This window comes from Bradyrhizobium sp. USDA 4486, assembly GCF_054057995.1.
The window spans coordinates 3459106-3484110 of sequence record NZ_JBSRZV010000001.1 but is presented as its reverse complement, the minus strand read 5'-3'; the positions used below and the strand labels follow the sequence as shown (position 1 = coordinate 3484110).

Annotated in this window: 23 protein-coding genes and 1 pseudogene; all 24 read left to right on the top strand. The window is 64.4% G+C overall.

Going from position 1 to position 25005, the window contains the following annotated elements; genetic code table 11:
• The first annotated feature begins 14 nt into the window (after positions 1–14).
• The 24 genes and pseudogenes from ACVWY3_RS17175 (at position 15) to ACVWY3_RS17060 (ending at position 24966) form a co-directional block, all read left to right on the top strand.
• Entirely contained in the window at positions 15–770 is a 756-nt protein-coding gene (locus ACVWY3_RS17175) for an ABC transporter ATP-binding protein (protein ID WP_456839514.1), read from the top strand.
• On the top strand, positions 767–1480 hold the full coding sequence (locus ACVWY3_RS17170; RefSeq protein ID WP_456839513.1) for an ABC transporter ATP-binding protein: 714 nt from the start codon (positions 767–769) through the stop codon (positions 1478–1480). The genes ACVWY3_RS17175 and ACVWY3_RS17170 overlap by 4 nt, the downstream gene beginning before the upstream one ends.
• Before the next feature lie 41 nt (positions 1481–1521).
• Positions 1522–1863, top strand: a complete 342-nt coding sequence (locus ACVWY3_RS17165) for a hypothetical protein (protein ID WP_456839512.1) — start codon at positions 1522–1524, stop codon at positions 1861–1863.
• A 110-nt stretch (positions 1864–1973) separates the two neighbouring features.
• Positions 1974–3032 (top strand): YeiH family protein, encoded by a 1059-nt coding sequence (locus ACVWY3_RS17160; protein WP_456839511.1) that lies wholly within the window; start codon positions 1974–1976, stop codon positions 3030–3032.
• Positions 3033–3283: 251 nt separating this feature from the next.
• On the top strand, positions 3284–4456 hold the full coding sequence (locus ACVWY3_RS17155) for a fumarylacetoacetate hydrolase family protein (protein ID WP_456839510.1): 1173 nt from the start codon (positions 3284–3286) through the stop codon (positions 4454–4456).
• 91 nt (positions 4457–4547) lie between these two features.
• Positions 4548–5666 (top strand): IS630 family transposase, encoded by a 1119-nt coding sequence (locus tag ACVWY3_RS17150; protein ID WP_456839509.1) that lies wholly within the window; start codon positions 4548–4550, stop codon positions 5664–5666.
• A gap of 361 nt (positions 5667–6027) precedes the next feature.
• On the top strand, positions 6028–6993 hold the full coding sequence (gene ytfQ / locus ACVWY3_RS17145) for a galactofuranose ABC transporter, galactofuranose-binding protein YtfQ (protein ID WP_456839508.1): 966 nt from the start codon (positions 6028–6030) through the stop codon (positions 6991–6993).
• A 114-nt stretch (positions 6994–7107) separates the two neighbouring features.
• The gene (locus ACVWY3_RS17140) at positions 7108–8652 is read left to right on the top strand and encodes a sugar ABC transporter ATP-binding protein (RefSeq protein WP_456839507.1); all 1545 of its coding nucleotides are present in this window, start codon (positions 7108–7110) and stop codon (positions 8650–8652) included.
• Positions 8649–9641 carry an ABC transporter permease gene (locus tag ACVWY3_RS17135; RefSeq protein ID WP_456839506.1) on the top strand — a complete coding sequence of 331 codons (993 nt, stop codon included), beginning with the start codon at positions 8649–8651 and terminating at the stop codon, positions 9639–9641. The genes ACVWY3_RS17140 and ACVWY3_RS17135 overlap by 4 nt, the downstream gene beginning before the upstream one ends.
• Complete coding sequence (gene yjfF, locus ACVWY3_RS17130; protein WP_456839505.1) at positions 9638–10618, top strand: galactofuranose ABC transporter, permease protein YjfF; 981 nt, start codon at positions 9638–9640, stop codon at positions 10616–10618. The genes ACVWY3_RS17135 and yjfF overlap by 4 nt, the downstream gene beginning before the upstream one ends.
• Complete coding sequence (locus ACVWY3_RS17125; RefSeq protein ID WP_456839504.1) at positions 10615–11385, top strand: FadR/GntR family transcriptional regulator; 771 nt, start codon at positions 10615–10617, stop codon at positions 11383–11385. The genes yjfF and ACVWY3_RS17125 overlap by 4 nt, the downstream gene beginning before the upstream one ends.
• A 2-nt stretch (positions 11386–11387) precedes the next feature.
• Complete coding sequence (locus ACVWY3_RS17120) at positions 11388–12314, top strand: Gfo/Idh/MocA family protein (protein WP_456839503.1); 927 nt, start codon at positions 11388–11390, stop codon at positions 12312–12314.
• Positions 12315–12316: 2 nt separating this feature from the next.
• Positions 12317–13393 carry an aldose epimerase family protein gene (locus ACVWY3_RS17115; protein ID WP_456839502.1) on the top strand — a complete coding sequence of 359 codons (1077 nt, stop codon included), beginning with the start codon at positions 12317–12319 and terminating at the stop codon, positions 13391–13393.
• Positions 13390–14271: an SMP-30/gluconolactonase/LRE family protein gene (locus ACVWY3_RS17110; RefSeq protein ID WP_456839501.1), complete on the top strand. Its 882-nt coding sequence runs from the start codon at positions 13390–13392 to the stop codon at positions 14269–14271. The genes ACVWY3_RS17115 and ACVWY3_RS17110 overlap by 4 nt, the downstream gene beginning before the upstream one ends.
• A 71-nt stretch (positions 14272–14342) precedes the next feature.
• Positions 14343–15416, top strand: coding sequence for a multiple monosaccharide ABC transporter substrate-binding protein (gene chvE, locus ACVWY3_RS17105; RefSeq protein ID WP_456839500.1), 1074 nt, complete (start codon positions 14343–14345; stop codon positions 15414–15416).
• 134 nt (positions 15417–15550) lie between these two features.
• Positions 15551–17129, top strand: a pseudogene (gene mmsA / locus ACVWY3_RS17100) (multiple monosaccharide ABC transporter ATP-binding protein).
• Positions 17126–18316 (top strand): multiple monosaccharide ABC transporter permease, encoded by a 1191-nt coding sequence (gene mmsB / locus ACVWY3_RS17095; protein WP_456839499.1) that lies wholly within the window; start codon positions 17126–17128, stop codon positions 18314–18316. The pseudogene mmsA and the gene mmsB overlap by 4 nt, the downstream one beginning before the upstream one ends.
• Before the next feature lie 480 nt (positions 18317–18796).
• On the top strand, positions 18797–19225 hold the full coding sequence (locus ACVWY3_RS17090) for a hypothetical protein (protein ID WP_456843580.1): 429 nt from the start codon (positions 18797–18799) through the stop codon (positions 19223–19225).
• 140 nt (positions 19226–19365) lie between these two features.
• Positions 19366–19941: a cytochrome c oxidase subunit 3 family protein gene (locus ACVWY3_RS17085; RefSeq protein ID WP_456839498.1), complete on the top strand. Its 576-nt coding sequence runs from the start codon at positions 19366–19368 to the stop codon at positions 19939–19941.
• A gap of 2 nt (positions 19942–19943) precedes the next feature.
• The gene (locus ACVWY3_RS17080; RefSeq protein ID WP_456839497.1) at positions 19944–20204 is read left to right on the top strand and encodes a cytochrome C oxidase subunit IV family protein; all 261 of its coding nucleotides are present in this window, start codon (positions 19944–19946) and stop codon (positions 20202–20204) included.
• A gap of 112 nt (positions 20205–20316) precedes the next feature.
• Complete coding sequence (locus ACVWY3_RS17075; RefSeq protein ID WP_456839496.1) at positions 20317–20769, top strand: c-type cytochrome; 453 nt, start codon at positions 20317–20319, stop codon at positions 20767–20769.
• Positions 20770–20821: 52 nt separating this feature from the next.
• A complete protein-coding gene (locus tag ACVWY3_RS17070; RefSeq protein ID WP_456839495.1) occupies positions 20822–22168 on the top strand; it encodes a cbb3-type cytochrome c oxidase subunit I in 1347 nt (448 codons plus the stop codon).
• A 62-nt stretch (positions 22169–22230) separates the two neighbouring features.
• Positions 22231–23037 carry an AAA family ATPase gene (locus tag ACVWY3_RS17065; protein WP_456839494.1) on the top strand — a complete coding sequence of 269 codons (807 nt, stop codon included), beginning with the start codon at positions 22231–22233 and terminating at the stop codon, positions 23035–23037.
• A gap of 9 nt (positions 23038–23046) precedes the next feature.
• Positions 23047–24966, top strand: a complete 1920-nt coding sequence (locus tag ACVWY3_RS17060; RefSeq protein ID WP_456839493.1) for a VWA domain-containing protein — start codon at positions 23047–23049, stop codon at positions 24964–24966.
• The last annotated feature ends 39 nt before the right edge of the window (positions 24967–25005 follow it).

Genomic DNA, 25005 nt, shown 5'->3' with positions numbered 1-25005 from the left:
GAGGGGCGCTAGCCATGCTGGAGATCCGCAAGCTCGCAAAGTCTTTTGGCGGCGTGAAGGCGACCAACGACGTCTCGCTGGATTTCCCGGATGGTTCGCTCACGGCGGTGATCGGCCCGAACGGTGCCGGCAAGAGCACCTTCTTCAACCTGATCACCGGCGCGTTGAAGCCGGATTCCGGCCAGGTGCTGCTCGACGGCGTCGATCTCGCTGGCCGCTCGCCGCCGGAGATCGTGCGTCATGGCATCGGCCGTGCCTTTCAGGTCGCAAGCATCTTCAAGTCATTGACGGTGCAGGAAACCATGCTCGCCGCGGTCAGCGCCGACCAGCGCTCGTCGGCGGTGCTGCACAAGCGTTTTCCCTTGCCGGAGACGCGCGACCGCGCCGAGCGCGTGATGGAGCTGCTCGGCCTTGCCGGAAAGCGTCATCGCACCGCCGCGACGCTGTCGCATGGTGACCAAAAGCTGCTCGACATCGCTCTCGCGCTCGTTCTCGAACCGAAGGTGCTGCTGCTGGACGAGCCGACCGCCGGCATGGGACCGGAAGAGCGCTGGCGCATGATCGACAAGGTGCGCGAGCTCTGGGAGACCCAGAAGATCACGGTCATCTTCATCGAGCACGACATGGACATCGTGTTCAAGATCGCGCCGAAGATTGTCGTGCTTTGCTACGGCCGCATCCTCGCGACCGGCACGCCGGACGAGATCCGCAACAACAGCGCGGTGATCGATGCGTATCTCGGCACCGAACATGCGGGAGCCGCCGCATGAGCACGCCGGTCATCGAGGTCGCCGATCTCGACGTCTTTTACGGCACGAGCCAGATCCTGTTCGGCGTCGGCCTCTCTGTGCGACAGGGCGAGACCATGGCGCTGCTGGGGCGCAATGGCGCCGGCAAAACGACGACGATGAAAGCGATCATGGGCCTTGCGCCGCCGCGGCGAGGCAGGGTCAGCCTTCGCGGCGCGGTGATTTCCGGCCACAAGCCGCACCGCATCGCGCGCGCCGGGCTCGGCTTCGTGCCTGAGGATCGCCAGATCTTTCCGGAGCACACGGTCGAGGACAATCTCATCATCGGGAAGAAGAAAGGGCCGGAAGGCCAGGACGAATGGCCGATCAAGCGCATCTACGAGGTCTTTCCGCTGCTGGAGCCGCTGCGCCATCGTATCGCCGGGCGTCTCTCTGGCGGCGAGCAGCAGATGCTTGCGATCGCGCGCACGCTGATGGGTAATCCGGCGCTGCTGCTGCTGGACGAACCGAGCGAGGGGCTCGCACCGATCATCGTGCAGCGGATCGGCGAGCTGTTGCGGCAGCTTCGTCAGATCGGCTCGACCGTGCTGATCGCCGAGCAGAACATGCATTTCTGCCTGGGCCTTGCGAGCCACGCCACGGTCATCGACAAGGGCCAGATCGTCTATGCCGCCGGGATCGAGGAGCTGAAAGCCAACGACGCCATCCGTCGCCGCTATCTGGCCCTCTAGGCCGGTGGCCGGGGTCCAAATAGGCCGAAAGAAGAAAACCATTGCCTTGGCGCCGTCGAGAGGAAGGAGTTTCCCCTCCGGAGGATAAAAACGCCAATCGCTTCCATTGCTGTTTTGGGCCGAAACGACGACATTTCCGCCAGAGATTGATGGATTTGACCGCCATGGAACGCACCGGATTTGAGCCCTTCGGCGAGCAACTGGTGTCCGCAACGGACACCCAGCCGCGGTCGCGCGCCTCAAAAATGTTGCTGCGGGTCGGCACCGGCCTGTTCTGGTCGCTGGTCGCCGGCATCGTGCTCGCCCGTGCCGCTTTCTTTGAGCCGGGCGTCTATGATGGCTTCAGCCGCGTCGCTTTGCTCGCCAAAAGCCTGATCTTCTGACCCTCGCTCTTCCGGGCCGAGCACAGAACTTCCCTCGGCCCTGATATGCCGAAAACTTATTCCCCAATCGGACGGCGCTGCGTATAAATCCTTCCCCTTGGGAGAGATTTGTGTCGCAGAATCAAGCATCCAGCCCGGCCGATTCCAAGCCGGCCACCACCGCGAGCCGGGTCCTCGCGTTGATTCCCGGCATTCTTCTGTGCATCGTCGTCGCCGGGGTCTCGGCTCTGCTGGAGCGGGCTGAGCTCGGCGTGTTCGAGCATCCCTATGTCGAGGCGCTGGTGATGGCGATCCTGCTCGGCATGGCGCTGCGCAGCTTCTGGAAACCCGCGCCACGCTGGCAGGCCGGCATCGCCTTCAGCGCCAAGCAGCTGCTCGAAGTCGCGGTCATGCTGCTCGGCGCCTCCATCAGTTTTGCCGCCATCGCGGCCTCGGGCATCGCGCTGCTGGCATCGATCGCGGCCGTCGTCGGGGTCGCGCTCTGCGTCTCCTTCGGCCTCAGCCGGATGCTCGGCCTGTCGACGCGGCTGTCGATCCTGATCGCCTGCGGCAATTCGATCTGCGGCAATTCCGCGATCGCGGCGGTGGCGCCGATCATCGGCGCCAACAATGACGAGATCGCATCGTCGATTTCCTTCACCGCTATCCTCGGCGTGATGATGGTGCTGGGCCTGCCGCTGCTGATCCCGTTGCTGCAACTGTCCGCCACGCAATACGGCATCCTCGCAGGTCTCACCGTCTACGCCGTGCCTCAGGTGCTCGCCGCAACGGTGCCGGCCGGGCTGGTCTCGACGCAGATCGGCACGCTGGTGAAACTGATGCGCGTGCTGATGCTCGGGCCGGTCGTGGTCGTCCTGTCGCTAGTCGCCTCGCGCTGGCAAAGCGGTGCCAAGAAGGCCAATGTCGGTTTCTTCCGTCTTGTTCCCTGGTTTATCCTCGGCTTCCTCGCGCTGGCGACCTTGCGCTCCCTCGAGATCGTGCCGGCGACGGTAGTAGGGCCGGTGACGAAGATCACGAGTTTTCTCACGGTTGTGTCGATGGCCGCGCTAGGTCTGGGCGTCGATGTGCGCGTGCTGGCGAATGTCGGCGGCCGGGTGACGGCGGCCGTGACGCTGTCGCTGCTGCTGCTGCTTGGCATCAGCATCGCGCTGGTGCACTGGTTCAAGTGAGGCACACGAAACTGCCGTCGGGGTGAGCGAAGGCACGAACGCGCGGTGTCCACCATCTGCGTGACCAAAGATGCTGGGCACCCTCCGCTTTGCCCACCAATACGAGACCGTCGTCTCCGCAAGCGGGGAGGGCTTAATGAAATCCTCTAGCGATTGGCCGTGGACTTCCCATGCCAGACCGCTATTGGTTTTCGCCAATGTGGTTGGCCGTGAGCAAGCGCGGCCGATCCGACGAGAGCGAGGACGCGGCCATGACGACTTTGACGGTAAAGGACCTTCTCCCCGAGGACGGAACACGCGGCACGCTCGCCGGCCGCGTCTGGCTGCCGCAGGTGAATGGCCCCGCCGTGGTCGCCGTGCGCGGCGCTGGCGTGTTCGACGTCACGGCAAAATTTCCGACAATCAGCGCACTCTGCGAGGAGAACGATCCGGCCAAGGCGTTGGCCGCGGCGAAGGGCGAGCGCATCGGCGGTCTCGAAGCCATCGTGGCCAACACCGCGCCCGATAGTCGTGACCCCAAGAAGCCGTGGCTGCTCGCGCCGGTCGATCTCCAGACCTTGAAGGCCGCCGGCGTCACCTTCGCGATTTCGATGTTGGAGCGCGTGATCGAGGAGCGCGCGAAGGGCAATCCGGCGTCGGCCGAGGCGATCCGCAAAGAGGTGACGCGGCTGATCGGTGACGATCTGTCAAAGCTCAAGCCGGGCTCCGACCAGGCGATGCACCTGAAGCAGGTGCTGATCGATCAGAACGCCTGGAGCCAGTATCTCGAGGTCGGCATCGGCCCCGATGCCGAGGTCTTCACCAAGGCGCCGACCATGTCCTCAGTCGGCACCGGCATGGATGCGGGCCTGCATCCGAAGTCGACCTGGAACAATCCGGAGCCGGAGCTCGTGTTGTTCGTCTCCAGCCGCGGCAAGATCGTCGGCGGCGCGCTCGGCAACGACGTGAACCTGCGCGACTTCGAAGGCCGCTCCGCGCTGCTGCTGTCGAAGGCCAAGGACAACAACGCGTCCTGCGCGATCGGCCCACTGCTGCGCCTGTTCGACGACAGTTTCACGCTCGATGACGCGCGCAAGCTCGACATCAGCCTGAACGTGACGGGTGCGGACGGCTTCGTCCTCGACGGCCATTCCTCGATCAGCAAGATCAGCCGCGATCCGACCGATCTCGTCGCGCAGACCATCGGCAAAATCCATCAATATCCAGATGGATTCGTGCTGTTCCTCGGCACCATGTTCGCTCCCGTGAAGGATCGCGACGCGCCGGGGCAGGGGTTCACCCACAAGCGCGACGATATCGTCACCATCGCGGCGCCGCAGCTCGGCAAGCTCGTCAACCGCATGCGCACCAGCGACGAGTGCGAGCCCTGGACGTTCGGCATTGGTGCGCTGATGAAGAACCTGGCGCAGCGGAAGCTGATCTAGTGTCCTGAGTCACAAGTTCGCAATCGTAGATTCGCAGTAGATTCGCGTCGCTGTGCCAGAGATGGCGGCTGTAACAGCGACGGAGGATCTGATGTCGGCCCAGCGGCTTGCGCCCCTGATATTGAGCGATGATGAGCTTGCCGAACTTCAGTCGCTGACGATGCGGCGGAAGACGGCGCAGGCGCTGGCTCTGAGAGCCCGGATCGTGCTGACCTGCGCGGAAGGCGGTCAGAACAAGGAGGTGGCGGCCAAGCTAGGCCTGGAGCGGGGAACGGTAGGCAAGTGGCGGCAGCGTTTTGTAGAGCAGCGCGTGGCCGGGCTGCACGACGAGCCGCGTTCCGGGGCGCCGCGCACCATTGACGATGCCCGCATCGAAGCCGTGATCGTGCGGACGCTGGAAAGCTGCCCCGAGAACGCCACTCATTGGAGTTCTCGGGGCATGGCGAAGGCCAGCGGCCTGTCGGTGTCAACGGTGCAGCGCATCTGGCGGGCCTTCGGGCTCCAGCCGCACCGGCTAGAGACATTCAAGCTCTCCACCGATCCGAACTTCGTCGCCAAGGTGCGCGACGTCGTCGGCCTTTACGTCTCGCCGCCGGCACACGCCATCGTTCTGTGTGTAGACGAAAAGTCCCAAATCCAGGCGCTGGACCGCAGTCAGCCGATGCTGCCGATGCGTCCCGGTCAGCCGGCTCGAAGGAGCCGTGACTACAAAAGGCACGGCACCACATCGCTGTTCGCCGCTCTCGACATTGCGACCGGACGGGTCATCGGCAAATGCTACGGACGCCACCGAGCCGCCGAGTTCCGCAAGTTCCTCGACGAGATCGAGGCCGCCGTACCGGGCGAACTCGACGTCCATCTCGTCATGGATAACTATGCAACGCACAAGACGCCGCTGATCCGGAAATGGCTAGCCAAAAGGCCGCGTTGGCATGTGCACCTGACCCCGACCAGTTCGTCATGGCTCAATCAGGTCGAGCGCTTCTTCGCGCTCCTTACCGATAAGAAGATCAGGCGCGGCGTCTATCGCAGTGTCGCTGCCCTCAGGGCGGACATCACCTCGTTCATCGAACGACACAATGCCGATCCGAAACCATTCCGATGGACTAAGTCCGCTGACGACATCCTTGGTTCCATCGAGCGCTTCTGCCGATACAATGCCCCGGCACAAAACGGACCAATGTTGCGAACTTCTGGTTCAGGACACTAGCTCTTTTCCTGCGTCTGCTTGCGGCTTCGTCATGGCCGGGACTAGTCCCGGCCATCTACGTCTTGCTTGCGGCACAAGGTGTGGAGCCCAGAACAAGCCGGGCATGACGCGTTGCTGGCACGCAAACCACCCCGCACGTTTTCCTTCATCCTCCCGTTGCACTTGCGGAACAAAATCGCGCTTGGCGTGTCATCTGCGCGGCCGTCCCGCACGCCTGCGCCGCTTCATCTAATAGTCAAATAATATGACTATACGGAACCGATCTTACGTGAAATAGTAGCTTCCGCCAGCCTAAGGGGCCGGCCTGCGGGTGCCATGCTACCAATCGGCGCCCGAGATAACTCTTGGGAGACACGCCTTGATGATCCCTAAAGCCCTCTTTGCGGCCAGCGCCATGGCCGCGTTGCTTCTCGCGTTGCCGGTCAGTGCCGCAGAGCTCACGATCGGCTTCTCGCAGATCGGATCGGAATCCGGCTGGCGCGCGGCTGAGACGTCGGTCTCCAAGCAGGAGGCGACCAAGCGCAACGTCAATCTCAAGATCGCGGACGCGCAGCAGAAGCAGGAGAACCAGATCAAGGCGATCCGTTCCTTCATCGCGCAGAACGTCGATGCAATCTTCCTTGCGCCGGTCGTCTCGACGGGGTGGGATTCGGTGCTGAAGGAAGCCAAGGAGGCCAAGATCCCGGTCGTGCTGCTCGACCGTGACATCGATCCCTCGGGCAAGGAGCTCTATCTCACCGCCGTCACCTCGGATAGCGTGCATGAAGGCGAGGTCGCCGGCGACTGGCTGGCAAAGACGGTCGGCAACAAAGCCTGCAACATCGTCGAACTGCAGGGCACGGTCGGCGCCAGCGTCGCCGCGAACCGTAAGAAGGGTTTTGACACGGCGATCTCCAAGCATCCGAACCTGAAGGTGGTGCGCAGCCAGACCGGCGACTTTACCCGCGCCAAGGGCAAGGAGGTGATGGAGAGCTTCATCAAGGCCGAAGGCGGCGGCAAGTCGATCTGTGCCGTCTACGCGCACAATGACGACATGATGGTTGGCGCCATCCAGGCGATGAAGGAAGCCGGCCTCAAGCCGGGCAAGGAGATCCTCACCGTCTCGATCGACGCGGTTCCCGACATCTTCAAGGCGATGGCCGCGGGCGAAGCCAACGCCACGGTGGAGCTGACGCCGAACATGGCCGGCCCTGCGCTCGATGCCATCGCGGCCTTCAAGGCGAAGGGCACGGTGCCGCCGAAATGGATCCAGACCGAGTCGAAGCTCTATACGGCTGCCGACGATCCGCAGAAAATCTATGACAGCAAGAAGGGCCTTGGTTACTGAGGTGAAATGCGCCGCCGCGATGGATCATCCGGCGGCGCCCCTTCGAATCCGCTGCGCGAACGATTAGGCTGGCTGTCCGCGTCCCAAGCGCGGCACCGGTGGGAGTGAATTGCCATGGAGAACGGCCTTGACGCTGCTCCGCCGCTACTGGAGGTGCGCGGGATCAGCAAGAGCTTTGGCGCGGTGCGCGCGCTGCAGGAGGTCGACTTCACGCTCCGCGCCGGCGAGATCCATGCGCTGCTCGGCGAGAACGGCGCCGGCAAGTCCACGCTGATCAAGGTGATCACCGGCGTCTTTCCGCGGGATGCCGGTATCATCAGGATTGGCGGCGAGGAGGTTGCGCCGCGCTCGGCCAAGGCCGCACTTGGGGCCGGCATCGCCACGGTCTACCAGGAGGTCAATCTGTTGCCCAATCTCTCGGTGGCGCAGAACCTGTTCCTCGACCGGCAGCCGATGCGCTGCGGCATCGTGCGCGAAGGCGAGATGCGGCGCCGCGCCAAAGCGCTGCTTGCGGATTTCGGTCTCGATATCGACGTCACCGCGCCGCTCGGCAACTACTCCGTGGCGGTCCAGCACGTCGCCGCGATTGCGCGCGCCGTCGATCTCTCCGCGCGGGTACTGATCCTGGACGAGCCGACCGCGAGCCTCGACCGTCATGAAGTCGAGATCCTCTTCGGCATCATGCGACAGCTCGCGGGGCGCGGCATCGGCATCGTCTTCATCAGCCATTTCCTCGACCAGGTCTACGAAATTTCCGACCGCATCACCGTCCTGCGCAATGGCCGCCTCGTCGGCGAGCGCGAGACCGCCTCGCTGCCGAGGCTGGAGCTGATCCGCATGATGCTCGGCCGCGAGCTGGCCGAGACCACCAGCGCGCGGGCCTCGGCCGGCGAGCACAGGACACGCGAGGTTTGCGCGAGCTTCGAAGGCTATGGCAAATCAGGCTATGTCGCACCGTTCAATCTCGAGCTGCGCGACGGCGAGGTCGTCGGTCTCGCCGGTCTGCTCGGCTCGGGCCGCACCGAGACGGCGCGGCTGGTGTTCGGAGCCGAGCGCGCCGATTGTGGGCAGGCGAGGGTGGAGGGCACGGCCGTACGGCTGCAGTCGCCGCGCGATGGCGTGCGCCACGGCTTTGGCTATTGCCCGGAGGAGCGCAAGACCGACGGCATCGTCGCCGAGCTCACCGTGCGCGAGAACATCGTGCTCGCGCTTCAGGCCAAGCGCGGCCTGCACCGTCCATTGTCGCGCCGCGAGCAGGACGAGATTGCGCGTCGCTATGTCAGGATGTTCGACATCCGCCCGCCCGATCCCGAGCGCGCCGTCGGCCTGCTCTCCGGCGGCAACCAGCAGAAGGTGCTGCTCGCACGCTGGCTCGCGACCTCGCCGCGGCTCCTCGTGCTGGATGAACCCACACGCGGCATCGACGTCGGCGCGCATGCCGAAATCATCCGCCTGATCCGCGAGCTCTGCGACGATGGCCTCGCACTGCTCGTGATCTCTTCCGAGCTCGACGAGATCGTGACCTATTCCGACCGCGTCGTCGTGCTGCGCGACCGCGCCCATGTCGAGGAGCTCCAGGGCGAGGCGATCGACCTCACCAACATTCTCGCGGCCATCGCCGCCGACGACTCGGCCATCGCGCATGAGGGCAGGGCATGACAGCGCTGTTGCCGCGCCGCGGCCTTGCCCAGATCCTCGCGCTGATCGTCATCGTGGCGGTCGACCGCGCGGTTTCGCCGCAATTCTTCGACCTGCGCCTCCAGGACGGCCGCCTGTTCGGCAGCCTGATCGACGTGCTCAACCGCGGCACGCCGGTCGCGCTGCTCTCGCTCGGCATGGTGCTGGTGATCGCAACGCGCGGCATCGATCTCTCGGTCGGCGCGGTGATGGCGATCTGCGGCGCGATTGCGGCGACCCTCGCGGACAGCCACGGGCTGCCGGTGGTGCTGGTGGCTGCGCTGGGAGCCGGCCTCGTCTGCGGCTTGTGGAACGGTTTTCTCGTCGCCGTGCTCGGTATGCAGCCGATCGTGGCTACGCTGATCCTGATGGTGGCGGGGCGTGGCATTGCCCAGCTCATCACCGAAGGGCGGATCGTGACCTTCTCTTCGCCGGACCTGGTCTGGCTCGGTAATGGTTCGGTGCTCGGCTTGCCGGTGCCGGTCGTGATCGCCTTGGGCATGCTCATCCTGACCGGCGCGGTGGTGCGCGGCTCGGCGCTGGGGCTCCTGATCGAGGCGACCGGCGGCAATGCGCGCGCGAGCGAGCTTGCTGGCGTTGGCACCCGCGCGATGATCCTTTCCGTCTATGTCTGGTGTGGCATCTGCGCCGCGCTGGCCGGCGTGATCGCGGCGGCCGACATCATGGGCGCGGATGCCAACAATGCCGGTCTCTGGCTCGAGCTCGACGCCATCCTCGCCGTCGTAATCGGCGGTACCTCGCTGTTCGGCGGCCGCTTCAGCCTCGTTCTGGCCGTTCTCGGTGCGCTGATCATCCAGACCATGAACACCGGCATCTTGCTGTCCGGCTATCCGCCGGAGTTTAATCTGCTGGTCAAGGCGGTGGTGGTGCTCGCGGTGCTCCTGCTGCAATCGCCGAAACTACCGGGCATTGCCGGTGTCGTGTCGCGGCTGTGGAGGACGAAAGCATGAAAAGCTTGCCACCCGTCCTCATCACCGCCGTCGTGCTCGTTGTGGCCTTTGCGGCCTGCGCGGTGCAGTTCCCCAACATTGCCTCGACCCGTGTGGTCGGCAATCTCCTCACTGACAACGCCTTCCTCGGTATCGTCGCGACCGGCATGACGTTTGTGATCATCTCCGGCGGCATCGATCTGTCGGTCGGCTCGGTCATTGGTTTCACCACCGTGTTTGTCGCGCTCGCGATCGAGCGCTGGGGCGTGCCGCCGCTGGTCGCCTTCGTCGCCATCCTCGCGCTCTCGGCTGCCTTCGGCGCGGCCATGGGCGCTGTCATCCATATCTTCGACCTGCCGCCCTTCATCGTGACGCTGGCCGGCATGTTCCTCGCTCGTGGCGCGAGCTTCCTGCTCTCGACCGAATCGGTGCCGATCACCGCACCGTTCTATTCCACCGTGTCCGATTTCGCGCTGCGGATGCCCGGCGGCGGGCGGTTGACGGCGATCGCGGTCATCATGCTCGTGATTGTGATCGGCGGTGTCTTGCTGCTGCATCTCACCCGGTTCGGGGCCAATGTCTATGCGCTCGGCGGCAGCCGGACGACCGCGAGCCTGATGGGCGTCGCGGTCGGCAAGATGACGATCAAGATCTACATGCTGTCGAGCCTGCTCGCAGGCATCGCCGGCATTGTCTTCTCGTTTTACACCAGCGCCGGCTATTCGCTCTCGGCGGTCGGCGTCGAGCTCGACACCATCGCCGCTGTCGTGATCGGCGGCACGCTGTTGACGGGCGGGCAGGGCTCGGTGATCGGCACTTTCCTCGGCGTGCTGATCCAGGGTCTGATCCAGACCTACATCAATTTCGACGGCACGTTGTCGAGCTGGTGGACCAAGATCGCGACCGGCGTGCTGCTGTTCGCCTTCATCGTTTTTCAGCAGGGCCTTGTCGCGCTGGCGGGCCGACCGGTGGCGAAACGAGCGGGAGCCGTCTCATGACCTCGCGCATCGTTGTTATTCCGACACGACGAGCCCATTCCAACCATGCAGAAGTCGCCCGCTCGATCGGCGTCGACATCATCGCGGGCCGCTATGCCGAGGGCACGCGGCTTCCCGGCGATGCCGAGATGATCGCGATGTTCGGCGTGTCGCGGCCGGTGCTGCGCGAGAGCGTGAAGACGCTGGTCGCCAAAGGCCTGCTCAGCACCAAAGCGCGGGTTGGCACTATCGTGCGCGAGCGCGCCGCCTGGAACATGTTCGACGCCGACGTGCTGGCCTGGCATCTCGATGCCGGCATCGACAAGCGCTTCCTCAACGACCTCGCCGAGATCCGTCTCGCGGTCGAGCCGCGCGCCGCCATGCTCGCGGCCGCACAGCGATCTGAAGAGGACATCGCCGAGCTTCGCCGTAGCATGGAACGCATGCGTCTTGAAGCCTCCGACTCCGTCGGCTTTGCCGACGCCGACCTCGCGCTTCACGTGGCGGTGGCGCGTGCCTCGGGCAATCTGTTCATGCGCTCGATAGGGCACGTCATCGAGGCCGCGCTTCGCGCCTCGTTCCTGCTCAGCGCTCCGGTCGAGCAGGAGGACCGCGACACCGTGTTGCTCTGGCATCAGAAGATCGTCGATGCGATCGCCGCCGGCGATGCGGAAGCCGCATCAGAGGCGATGATTTACGTCATTCACAACGGCACGCGCCGCCACGAGGGTACGGTGATCGAGACTGCCCCGGCGGACCCGCTACCGTCAGCAGATACTGGAGAATAAGCGTGCGCGAACTTCGCATTGCCATCGTCGGCTTCGGCAAGATCGCACGCGATCAGCATGTCGGCGCGATCGCCGCCGTAGAAGGCGCGACGCTCGCCGCCGTTGCCAGCCGCAACGCCGCGTTGCCGGGGCTGCCGCATTTTGCGACCATCGAGGAATTGCTGGAGCAGGGCCCGCTGGTCGACGCCGTCTCGCTCTGCACGCCGCCGCAGGTGCGCCGCGCCCAGGCCGCCGCGGCGCTCGCGGCCGGCAAGCATGTGATGCTGGAGAAACCGCCCGGCATCGGCGTTGCCGAACTCGATCCGCTCATCGCGATGGCGACGGAGGCAAAGCGGACGCTGTTTGCGACCTGGCACTCGCGCTACGCGCCGGCAGTCGAGCCGGCGCGCGCATGGCTGGCCACGCGGCGGATCAAATCCGCACACATCAACTGGAAGGAAGACGTCCGCGTCTGGCATCCCGGGCAGACCTGGATCTGGGAGCCGGGCGGGCTTGGCGTATTCGATCCCGGCATCAACGCGCTGTCGATCCTGACTTGGATCCTGCCGCAGCCGATGTTCGTCACCTCGGCCGAACTTGCGTTCCCGGCCAATTGCCAGGCGCCGATCGCCGCGAATCTGAACCTGACGGATATCAACAGCCTGCCCATCAGTGCCGAATTCGATTTCCGCCAGACCGGGCCGCAGAGCTGGGATATCTTCGTCGACACCGACAAGGGGCAAATGACGCTGTCTCGCGGCGGCAGGATCATGGCGGTCGACGGCAAGGTTGTTGCCGAGGCGCCTGATGAGGAATATCGCGAGCTGTACCGGCGTTTCGTCGCGCTCACCGCGACCGGAGCGAGCGACGTCGACTTGGCGCCGCTCCGTCTCGTCGCCGACGCGTTCCTGCTCGGCAGGCGCACCCTGGTCGAACCTTTTGTGGACTGAACATGGCTGGCTCAAAAACAACAAAAGACGTCTTCGGAATGCTGCCTGACGGTCGCAAGGTCGAGCGCATCGTGCTGCGCGGCGAGGGCGGGTTTGAGGCCCACATCATCACCTATGGCGCGGTGATCCAGGCGCTGATCGCGCCGGACGCCAACGGCGGCACCGACGACGTCGTGCTCGGCCATGATGCTTTCGCCGGCTATCTCGCCGAACGGAAGTTCTTCGGCGCCACCGTCGGCCGCTACGCCAATCGCATCGCCAAGGGACAGTTTTCACTCGATGGCGAGACCGTCCAGCTCCCCGTCAACAACGGCCCGAATGCCCTGCACGGTGGCCTCGACGGTTTTGATCGCAAGCTGTGGGACATCGCCGCGACTGACGATGGCGCCGAGCCCGCAGTGACGCTCGCTTACACGAGCCCGCACGGTGAGGAAAACTATCCCGGCAAGCTCGAGGTCCGCCTGACCTATCGTGTGACCGGTCCGGCCGCGCTGTCTCTGATGATGGAAGCACGGACGGACCGTTCGACGATCGTCAACCTCACCAACCACAGCTTCTTCAACCTGGAAGGAGCCACATCCGGTACGCCCATTCTCGATCACCAGCTGACGGTCGTCGCCGAGCATTTCCTTGCCATCGATCCCACCGCCATTCCGCTGCCCGAGCCCCCACGCGCAGTGGCAGGCACGCCATTCGACTTCCGCGAGGCGCAGACCGTCGGTGCGCGCATCCGCGAGAGCCACGAGCAATTGCGCAACGGCAGGGGCTACGACCACACCTACTGCCTTGGGCGCGACGGCAAGCTGGCGCTCGCGGCGCGGCTGGAGGCACCGCGCTCGGGCCGTGTCATGGAGCTCTTGACCAATCAGCCGGGGCTTCAGGTCTATTCCGGCAATTATCTCGACGGCACGATCTCAGGCAAGGGCGGCAAGCTCATTCGGCAGTCGGATGCAATATGCCTCGAACCGCATATGTGGCCCAATTCGCCGAACCGGCCGGACTTTCCGAGCCCGCGCCTCGATCCCGGCCAAGTCTATCGGCATCACACCGTCTATCGCTTTGGGACGAGGTCGCCATGACGGAGCAGGTACCAACCTCGGTTCTATCTGCCGAGCAGTGTCATCTCGGCGAGGGACCGACCTATGACGTCACCACCGACACCGCCTGGTGGTTCGACATTCGCGAGGGACGTCTGTTCGAGGCGCATCTCGCCAGCCGACGCATCCGCGTCCACGCCCTCGGCCGGATGGCGAGCGCGCTCGGGCGCATTGATGCCGAGCGTCAGCTGATCGTCGCGGAGGATGGCCTCTACATCCGCACACCCGCCGACGGCGCGATGACATTGCTCTGTCCGCTTGAAGCCGATAATCCCGCGACGCGCTCCAATGACTGTCGCGTGCATCAGTCCGGCACGTTCTGGATCGGCACCATGGGCCGCAAGGCGGAAGCCGGGGCCGGCGCGATCTACGCGTTCCACCGCGGCAAGATCTCGACGCTGTTTCCCGGCATCAGCATTCCGAACTCCATCTGCTTCTCGCCGGATGGCGCCACCGGCTATTTCGCGGACACCGCGCGCGCGGTGCTCTACGCTGTGCCGCTCAATCCAACCACCGGCCTGCCGCGCGGTGAGCCGGAGGTGCTGCTGCGCCACACCGGCGTCGGCGGTCTCGACGGTTCGGTGTGCGATGCCGAGGGGAACATCTGGAACGCCTGCTGGGGCGCGGCCCGCATCGATGTCTACTCGCCGCAGGGCGAGCGCCTGCGCTCGCTCAGCGTGCCGGCAAAGCAGTCGAGCTGCCCGGCCTTCGTCGGCCCAGATTTCTCGCGCCTTCTCGTCACCTCGGCCTGGCAGGACATGGATGCGGCGGCGCGGGCTGCCGATCCGCAAGCCGGCTGCACCTTTCTCTTGGAGGCATCCGCGCACGGTCGCGCGGAGCCCGACGTCAAGCTCGCATAGGAGACCAGAGGCAATCCACCCAAGTTCTCGACGAAACGAAGAAACAGTCTGACACCCAAAGGGAGTGAAATATGCTGAAATTGAAGACGACTTTCCTCGCGCTTGCTCTCGCGAGCGCCGCTGCGATGATCGCTGGTGGGCCTGCGTCCGCCCAGGAGAAAGCAACTGTCGGTATCGCCATGCCGACCAAGTCGTCGGCGCGCTGGATCGACGACGGCAACAACATGGTCAAAGTGCTGAAGGAGCGCGGCTACAACACCGACCTGCAATATGCCGAGGACGACATCCCGAACCAGCTTTCGCAGGTCGAGAACATGGTGACCAAGGGCGCCAAGGCGCTTGTGATCGCCGCGATCGACGGCACCACGCTGTCCGACGTGCTCAAACAGGCGAAAGCAAAAGGCATCACCGTGATCGCCTATGACCGCCTGATCCGCGGCACGCCGAACGTCGACTATTACGCGACCTTCGACAATTTCCAGGTCGGCGTGCTCCAGGCGGAGTCGATCGTGCAGGGCCTTGGCCTGAAGGACGGCAAGGGTCCGTTCAACATCGAGCTGTTCGGCGGCTCGCCCGACGATAACAACGCCTACTTCTTCTACAACGGCGCGATGAGCGTGCTGAAGCCCTATATCGACAGCGGCAAGCTCGTCGTCGTGTCCGGCCAGATGGGCATGGACAAGGTCGCGACCCTACGCTGGGACGGCGCCACTGCCCAGGCCCGCATGGACAATCTTCTCAGCGCCTACTACGGCAACAAGAAGATCAACGCGGTGCTGTCTCCTTATGACGGTCTCTCGATCGGCATCATCTCCTCGCTGAAGGGCGTCGGCTACGGCAGCGCCGACCAGCCGATGCCCATCATCTCCGGCCAGGACGCCGAGGTGCCCTCGATCAAGGCCATGCTGCGCGGCGACCAGTATTCGACCATCTTCAAGGACACCCGCGACCTCGCCAAGGTGACCGCCGACATGGTCGACGCCGCACTCGCCGGCAAGCAGGTCACGGTCAACGATACCAAGACCTATGAGAACGGCGTCAAGACCGTGCCGTCCTATCTGCTCAAGCCGGTCGTGGTGTACAAGGACAATTGGGAGAAGGTGCTGGTCGACAGCGGCTACTACAAGAAGTCGCAGTTCCAGTAAAAGTTGCTTCTCCGTCATTCCGGGGCGATGCGTAGCATCAAGCTATGGTGCGCAATTGCGCACCTGAGAATCTCGAGGTTCCGGGTTCGCCCTTTGGGCGCCCCGGAACGACGGTGATTTAAGGACATGACACGATGACCGCCATGCTGGAGATGCGCAACGTCAGCAAGAGCTTTGCCGGTGTGCAGGCGCTGCGCGACGTCAACTTTTCAGTCGAGGCCGGCCAGATCCACGCCCTCGTCGGTGAGAACGGGGCCGGAAAATCCACGCTGATGAAGGTGCTGAGCGGCGTCTACCCCGCCGGCAGCTACGAGGGCACCATCGTTTTCGAGGGTGAGGAGCGGCGTTTCCGCGACATCAATGATTCCGAGGCGCTCGGCATCATCATCATCCATCAGGAGCTGGCGCTGATCCCGCTGATGTCGATCGCCGAGAACATTTTCCTCTCGCATCCGCCATCGAAGTTCGGCGTGATCGACCGCGACGAGGTGTACCGGCGCACGCGCGAGTTGCTGGCGCAGGTCGGCCTGAACGAGTCGCCGGATACGCTGATCACCGATCTCGGCGTCGGCAAGCAGCAGCTCGTGGAGATCGCCAAGGCGCTCTCCAAGCGGGTCCGCATGCTGATCCTGGACGAGCCGACCGCGAGCCTCAACGAGGCCGACAGCGCCGCGCTGCTCGAGCGCCTGATGGCGTTCCGCGAGCAGGGCATCGGCTCCATCCTGATCTCGCACAAGCTCAACGAGGTCGCCAAGGTTGCCGACCACATCACTGTGCTGCGTGACGGCCGCACAGTTGACAGCATCGACTGCCATGCCGAACCGATCCAGGAAGACCGCATCATCCGCAGCATGGTTAATCGCGATATGGCGCATCGCTTCCCGGAGCGTCGCGCGAAGATCGGCGAGCCGGTGCTGAGCGTCGAGAATTGGTCGGTCTATCACCCCATCCATCCCGAGCGGCAGGTGATCAAGAACGTCAATTTCGGCGTCAAACGCGGCGAGGTCGTCGGCATTGCCGGGCTGATGGGGGCGGGGCGCACTGAGTTCGCCATGAGTCTGTTCGGCCGCTCCTGGGGCACCAATATCAGCGGCCGCATCGCCCTCGAAGGCCACGAGATCGCGCTGCCGAGCGTCGCCGCGGCGATCGATGCTGGCCTCGCCTATGTCACCGAGGACCGCAAGCAGCTCGGCCTGATCCTCGCCGACGACGTCCGCAAGAACATCACGCTCGCCAGCCTGGACCAGGTCGCGCCGGGGAGGGTGATCGACGACATCGCCGAGCTGAAGGTCGCCAGCGATTACCGCAACCGCATGCGCATCCGCTGCTCCGATGTCTATCAGGAGACCGGCCAGCTCTCCGGCGGGAACCAGCAGAAGGTGGTGCTGTCGAAATGGCTGATGACCGACCCCAAGGTCTTGATCCTGGATGAGCCGACGAGGGGCATCGACGTCGGTGCCAAATACGAGATTTACTGTATCATCAATGAGCTGGCGGAAGCCGGCCGGGGCGTCGTGGTGATCTCCTCGGAGATGCCCGAGCTGCTCGGCATCTGCGACCGCATCTGCGTGATGAACGACGGCGCCTTCGTCGGCGAGTTCAATGGCTCAGAGGCGACCCAGGAAAAAGATCATGCGCGCCATCATGCGCAACGAACGAAGCATTGGAAACGCCGCGCCCGCGGCCGCGGAGATGGGAGGATCGCAGCCATGACCGACAAGACGGTTTCGCTGCCCGAGGAGCGCCAGCACGGCAGCTTCATCAAGAACAATTTGCGCAACTACGGCATGTTGATGTCGCTGGTTGCGATCATGCTGTTCTTCCAGGTCGTGACCGGCGGCACGCTGCTGCAGCCGCTCAACCTCACCAACCTGGTGCTGCAGAACAGCTACATCGTCATCATGGCGCTGGGCATGCTGCTCGTCATCGTCACCGGCCATATCGACCTCTCGGTCGGTTCGGTCGCGGGCTTCATCGGCGCCGTGGCCGCGCTTCTCATGGTGACCTACAAGGTCGACTACACCCTCGCCTTCGTCGCTTGCCTCGCGCTCGGTGCAGCCATTGGTGCGGCGCAGGGCTATTGGGTGGCCTATTTCAAGATCCCGTCCTTCATCGTCACGCTGGCCGGCATGCTGGTGTTCAAGGGGCTGGCGCTCGCGGTGCTGCAGGGCCAGTCGCTCGGACCGTTCCCATCGACCTTCCAGAAACTGTCGTCGGGCTTCATTCCGGAGCTGCTGCCCGAAGCCGGCACGCTGCATCCGACCTCGATGCTGATCGGCGCTGTGCTCGCGCTCGGGCTGGTCTACGCCAGCGCCAAGAGCCGGGCGCGTGAAGTGTCGCACGGTATCGAGGTCGAACCCTACGCGTTCTTCCTCGGCAAGAGCATTGTGCTGTCCTGCGCCGTGCTCTACTTCACTTATTTGATCGCGACCTATCGTGGCCTGCCCAACGTGCTGGTGATCATGAGCGCCTTGATCGCGCTCTATGGCTTCGTCACCCGCCGTACCGTGATCGGCCGGCAGATCTATGCCGTCGGCGGCAACGCCAAGGCGGCCAGCCTGTCCGGCATCAAGACCGAGCGGCTGACCTTCCTCACCTTCGTCAATATGGGCGTGCTGGCCGCGCTCGCCGGCCTCGTCTTCGCCGCGCGGCTGAATACGGCGACGCCAAAGGCTGGTTTGGGCTTCGAGCTCGATGTCATCGCCGCCTGCTTCATCGGCGGCGCCTCGGCCTATGGCGGCGTCGGGCGCGTCGGCGGCGCCGTGGTCGGCGCAATGATCATGGGCGTGATGAACAACGGCATGTCCATCCTCGGCATCGGCATCGATTATCAGCAGGTTATCAAGGGCCTGGTGTTGCTCGGCGCGGTATGCATCGACGTATATAATCAGCGGCGGTAGGCGCAAAGATCACGTCGCGGAGGTGGCGCTCTGGCGCGGCCCCCGCCAGGCGACCACAATTTTCGTCAATTTCGATCACGGCATCGGCATCGCGACCGGAACCGATGCCTCGCGATGACCATGATTGCGGTCTAAATCCGGGGGTGCCGAGGAGGGCACGGGCAGGGCAGCACCAGTGGCGGCTCATATAGACGAGATGACGGATGATGAATTTGAGGGGCGGCTTCGCATCCTCTTGCGGATCGTTTCCGTCTGCACTCTCGGGCTCTGCTCCTTTGCTGCAGGCTTGTTGATCGGCGCCTTTGTTCTGTTTTGAAGGACGCGATTCACGCCAAAGCCTCGGAACGGAAGGCGCCAGCGCGTCTTCTTGATCTAGATCAACCGGCAGACAGTTTCGCGCGAATTTCATGCGGTTGGCGCAAGGGATCATGGGGAAGCTGAGTGACGCGTACAGTAAGGTCATCGCTGGCTTCGGAGGTGATGCTGGTCTCGACGTTTCCGGCGTTGCAACTGATCTACGACACTGCCCCGATCGGGCTTGCCTGTCTGTCACCGGACTGCCGCTACCTATTGATCAACCAGCGCCTGACCGAAATCTGCGGTATATCCGTCGATCAGATCGTCCGTTCGATCATGGAGACCGGCGATCCCGTGATCGGCATCGAGGTGGCGGGCCGACCGCCGGCGCGAACTGATCGCACCTCCGATCGGCAGCGTCTGGATTATTGTGTCGTGAACAGCACCGTCGCGATCGCGACGGAAAGACTCACCGCCGAAACCGTCGCGACCGTCGACAATACGCCCATACGCCGGAGCGCGATGGCGAAGACGATGATGATGGGTGTCGCGGTCATCAGCCCGATCTGTGCATCGCTCATGGCGTCGCTCGCCGCTCCCTGGGAAGCCTGAGCCGGTTCGTACCGCGATCGAGCGAAACGGACGTTGCGCCGGCGCAAACATCTCCGCCGCCGATCCCCAGTTTGTCCTGCGACAAATTCCGAACAAGACGGCTGAGTTAAGGCTCACTGGTGTCCTGATCCGGAAAGACGATGTCTGCGGCCGATTGCGAACAACAGGGAACCGGCTGGGGAATTTTGGAAGATCTCCCCGGCGATCCCATGATCTGGGTGCTGATCTTCAGCGAGCTCGTCGCTTTCGGCCTGTTCCTCGGCGCCTTCGTGGTCGCCCGCGCGATCCATCCTGCGGTGTTCGCGGCCGGGCAGGCCGCGCTCGATTCGAATCTCGCCGGCCTAAACACCTTGGTGCTGGTGACCAGCGGCTGGGCTGCCGCCCGGGCGACGAAATCCGCGCGGGCCGGTGAGAAGTGGACGTCGCGCCGCTGCCTGCTGATCGCCATGGCGCTCGGTGGCTTCTTCATCGCGATCAAGCTGGCCGAATATGCCGAGGAGATCGGGCGCGGCATCGGCTTGGAGACCAGCCCGTTCTTCACGCTCTACTTCCTGCTGACCGGATTCCATCTGCTGCATGTCGGTCTCGGCATCATCATCCTAGCCGTGGTCTGCCGCCGCGCCGAGACCGCGGGCGTCGAGACGGGCGCCGCCTTCTGGCACATGGTCGATCTGGTCTGGATCGTCATGTTCCCGATACTGTATCTGGCGCGATGACGATGCCGGATCGCCTCGAGATCACCTGGACCACGCTGATCGGCCTCGCGCTCGCGACCATCCTGCTTCCGCCGTTGATGCCGTGGCCGCTGCTCGGCAACGCGGTGCTACTGGCGCTGGCCGGCATCAAGGGCCGCCGGATCGCGCTCGACTTCATGGACTTCAGGGCGGTGCCCGCGCTGTGGCGCGGCCTCGTCAGCGCCTGGGTCGTCATCGTGCTGCTGTTCGCATGGCTCGCCTCCGCCGTGATCATCCTGACCTGACGCTGCCAACGCGAGCGTTCATTGCGCCCCGACAAAGACCCATCCGCGCTATCAGGCAAAATACAGCATCACCGCTTCCTCACGACCGGACTCACCACGGAAAGGATTGGCAATGGCTGAACGCCTGACCAAGTCGGCGGCTCGAAACGTCTTCTACGGCGGCTCGGCCTTTTTCTTCGCCATCTTCTTAGGGCTGACGGCACACAGCCATTACTACATGGCCACGACCTCGACGGATGCGACGACGCTGACGTCGTCGGTCGCGCGCGGCAAGCATGTCTGGGAGAAGAACTCCTGCATCAACTGCCATACGCTGCTCGGCGAGGGTGCCTATTTCGCGCCTGAAGTCGGCAACGTCTGGGACCGTTGGGGCGGCAACGAGGATCCGGCCGCGGCGCGCGAGACGCTGAAAGCCTGGATGCAGTCGCAGCCCTCGGGCGCGGAGGGGCGGCGGCAGATGCCGCAGTTCAACCTCACCGACCAGGAGCTCAACGACCTCGCCGATTTCCTGCAATGGAGCAGCAAGATCAAGCGCCAGGAATGGCCGCCGAACAAGGCGGGCTAGCGCGCTTGCCTCTTTCAGGTCCCTGCCTCTTTCAAGACAGAGAGAATCCGAGATGAAATATCAGACCCAGAAAGTCGCGATGCTGTATTTCTACGGCGCGCTGACCTTGTTCATGGCCCAGGTCGTGTTCGGCCTGCTCGCCGGAACCATCTACGTCCTGCCCAACACGCTGTCGGTCATCCTGCCGTTCAACATTGTCCGGATGATCCACACCAACGCGCTGATCGTGTGGTCGCTGATCGGCTTCATGGGCGCGACCTACTTCTTGCTGCCCGAGGAAACCGAGACCGAGCTGTACAGCCCGCTGCTGGCAAAGATCCAGTTCTGGATGTTCTTTGGCGCCGCGGCCGTGGCTGTGGTGGGCTATCTCTTCCACTATCACGAGGGCCGCGAATTCCTCGAGCAGCCCTTCATCATCAAGGTCGGAATCGTCGTCGTCTGCCTGATGTTCCTGTTCAACGTCACCATGACGGCGCTCAAGGGCCGCAAGACCACGGTGACCAACATCCTGCTGTTCGGGCTGTGGGGCGTTGCGATCTTCTTCCTGTTCGCCTTCTACAACCCGGCGAATCTCGCCGTCGACAAGATGTACTGGTGGTACGTCGTCCATCTCTGGGTCGAGGGCGTCTGGGAGCTGATCATGGCCTCCGTGCTCGCCTACCTGATGATCAAGCTAAACGGCATCGACCGCGAGGTCGTGGAGAAGTGGCTCTATGTCATCATCGGCCTTGCGCTGTTCTCCGGCATCCTCGGTACCGGCCATCACTTCTACTGGATCGGCGCGCCCGGCTACTGGCAGTGGATCGGCTCGCTGTTCTCCACGCTCGAGGTCGCTCCCTTCTTCACCATGGTGATCTTCACGGTGCAGATGACCTGGAAGGCCGGCCGCAAGCATCCGAACCGCGCTGCGCTGTTGTGGTCGGTCGGCTGCTCGGTGATGGCGTTCCTGGGCGCCGGCGTCTGGGGCTTCCTGCACACGCTGTCGTCGGTGAACTATTACACTCACGGCACCCAAGTCACCGCCGCGCATGGCCATCTCGCCTTCTTCGGCGCCTATGTGATGCTGAACCTTTCGGTGATGGCCTACGCGATCCCGCAGATCAAGGCACGTGCGCCCTATAACCAGTGGCTCTCGATGGCGAGCTTCTGGATCATGTGCACAGCCATGATGGTGATGACCTTCGCGCTGACCTTCGCCGGCGTGATCCAGGTCCATCTCCAGCGTGTGCTCGGCCAGAGCTACATGGATGTGCAGGAACAGCTCGCCCTGTTCTACTGGGTGCGGCTCGGATCCGGCGTGTTCGTTGGGATCTCGGCGCTGATGTTCGTGTGGGCCGTGCTGGTCCCCGGTCGCGCCAGGCAGCCGGTCATCCCCGGCGCCTTGCAGCCGGCCGAATGAGCGTAAAGGCGGCCGCGGGTTCGCCGCGGCCGCCGTCTCAATCTGAATTGCGGAGAATGACCATGAAAGCTGCCCTTCACGCCGTCACCGCGCCAGCGCTGCCGGCCTATGTGGCCAGCGGCAATGAATGCGCGCTATTCGAGCACGCCTGGCGGCACCAGCTGCCGGTTTTGCTGAAGGGACCGACCGGCTGCGGCAAGACGCGCTTCGTCGCGCATATGGCGGCGCGGCTGGGATTGGCGCTGCACACCGTCGCCTGCCACGACGATCTCACCGCGGCCGATCTCACCGGCCGCTATCTGCTCAGGGGCGGCGATACCGTGTGGAGCGACGGCCCGTTGACGCGGGCGGTGCGCGAGGGCGGCATCTGTTATCTCGACGAGGTCGTGGAGGCGCGCAAGGACGTCACCGTCGTGCTGCACCCCCTGACTGACGATCGCCGCATCCTGCCTCTGGAACGCACGGGCGAGGAGCTTGCCGCGCCGAACCGCTTCATGCTCGTGGTCTCCTACAATCCTGGTTACCAGACGCTGCTGAAGGCGCTGAAGCCCTCGACGCGGCAGCGCTTCGTCGCCATCGAATTCGGCTTTCTGCCGCCCGAGCAGGAGATCGCGGTGATCGCGGCCGAGAGCGGATTGTCGCCGGAGCATGTGCGGCCGCTGGTTGTGTTGGCCGGCCGCCTGCGCGCGCTGAAGGGCCACGATCTGGAGGAGGGCGTCTCGACCCGGCTCGTGGTCTATTGCGCGACCCTGATCGCGGCCGGCATGCCGATTCCAGACGCGGTGCTCGCCGGCATGATCGAGCCGTTGACCGATGATGCCGACGTCAAGTCGGCGCTGCTCGACGTCGCACGCGCCGTGATCGGCTGAGGTTCGACCATGCTCGCTTTCCTGGAACTGGAGGAGACGGTCGGTCATGCCTGGCACAAAATGGTCGGCGGCACTGCCAGTTATCCGGTTCACGCCGATCATGCGGTCTCGCTTGCCGAGATGAGAAGCAGGCTCGCGGTGATGTTCCGCGCACTGGGCGGCGAGGCGGGTGTGCAGATCGCGAGCGCCGGCGCGCGCAAGTCCGGGCACCGGCTCGGCTGGCGGCAGCGCATCGGTCTCGGCGACGAGCGCATCGAGCAGCCGGGCCGCGACGCCGCGACCATCTTCCTTCCTGACCGCCTCGCGATCTTTCCCGACAAGGCGCTGAATGCAACGCTCTATCGCTGGCTGGCGGCCTGGTTCGCGGCCGCGCCGATCGAGGCGATCATCGAAACCGATGCGCTCCGGCGCGATCTGCTCGTGCTGCGCCGCGCCGCCGAAACCGCGGTCTTCGTGCTCACCCAGTTTCCCGGACTCGTCGCCGACTACGCCCAGCTTGCAGCGGCGACCGCCGAAGCCCGGCCGCGGCGCTCCCTGCCGCGTATCGAACAGGAGATCGAGCAGATCGTTCTCGCTTTGCTCGGCGCGGGACCTGCGCCCGCGGGGAAATTGTGGCCGGCGATGATGGGGATGGGACCACTGCCGGACAAGGCGCCGCCGGGCTATCGTCCGGTTCTGCCGTGCCCGCTCTGGGGAGATTGCTGGGCGCGTGCGCTGTCGCCGGCTCCTGCGGGCGAGGACGAGGGCGTGAGCGCCGCGGCGCCGGCCGCCCAGGACAATCGCAAGCGGTTCGCCGTCCGCGAACGCGAGGACCGCGCCAATCGCCGCGATCCCTTCGTGCTCAATCGCTTCGAAAAAATCCTAGCGATGGCCGAGATGGTCAATGTCGATCGTCCCTCGGACGACAGTGAGGACGAAGATGCGCAGAAAGCGGCCGACGATCTCGAGGAGATCACACTCAGCCGCCGCAGCGGCAAGCCCGCGAGCCGATTCAAGTTCGATCTCGATCTGCCGCCGGAAGCGCTCGATGCCTCGCGACTGACTGCGGACCTGATCTATCCCGAATGGGACTATCGCAGCGGCTCCTATCTGCCCGATCATTGCCGCGTGCTCGCATCGGCCGCTTCTGAAACCGGCGAAAGTTGGAGACCCGACGAGGCCATGCGCCGGCACATCCGCCAGGTGCGCCGCCGCTTCGAGGTCTTGCGGCCGCGCCACGAATTGATGCGCGCCCAGGCCGACGGACATGACCTCGACCTCGACGCGCTGGTGCGCGCGCGGTGCGATCTCCGGGCCGGTGGCAATGGCGCCGGTCTCGATCGTGTCCACATGGCGATGCGCCCGCAAGGGCACGATCTTGCCGTCACGCTGCTCGTCGACGTCTCGCTCTCGACGGACGCCTGGGTCGATGGCTACCGCGTGCTCGACGTCGAGAAGGAGGCGCTGCTCGTGCTTGCCCACGGGCTGTCGGCCTGCGGCGATCACTACAGCATTCTCACTTTCACCTCGCGCCGGCGTTCCTGGGTGCGGCTCGAAAGGGTTAAGGCGTACGGTGAGCCGATGAGCGGCGTGGTCGAGCGCCGCATCGGGGCGCTCAAGCCCGGCTATTACACGCGGATCGGCGCGGCGGTGCGCCACGCCGCGGCCGAGCTTGCGCGCCAGCCGCAGCGCAAGAAGCTGCTGCTCGTCCTCACTGACGGCAAGCCGAACGACGTCGACCACTATGAGGGGCGCTTTGCGCTCGAAGACACCCGGAAGTCCGTGCAGGAAGCGCGCCGGCTCGGAATCGCGGTGTTCGGCGTGACCATCGACGCGGCGGCGCAATCCTATTTTCCGACGCTGTTCGGCTGCAACGGCTATGCCATCGTCGGCAACATCAAGCGATTGCCGGCGGCGCTGCCGCTAATCTACCGCCAGGTGGCGCATTGAGCTGGGAATGCCGCCGCGCCATGTTCGTGGCTGAGCTAT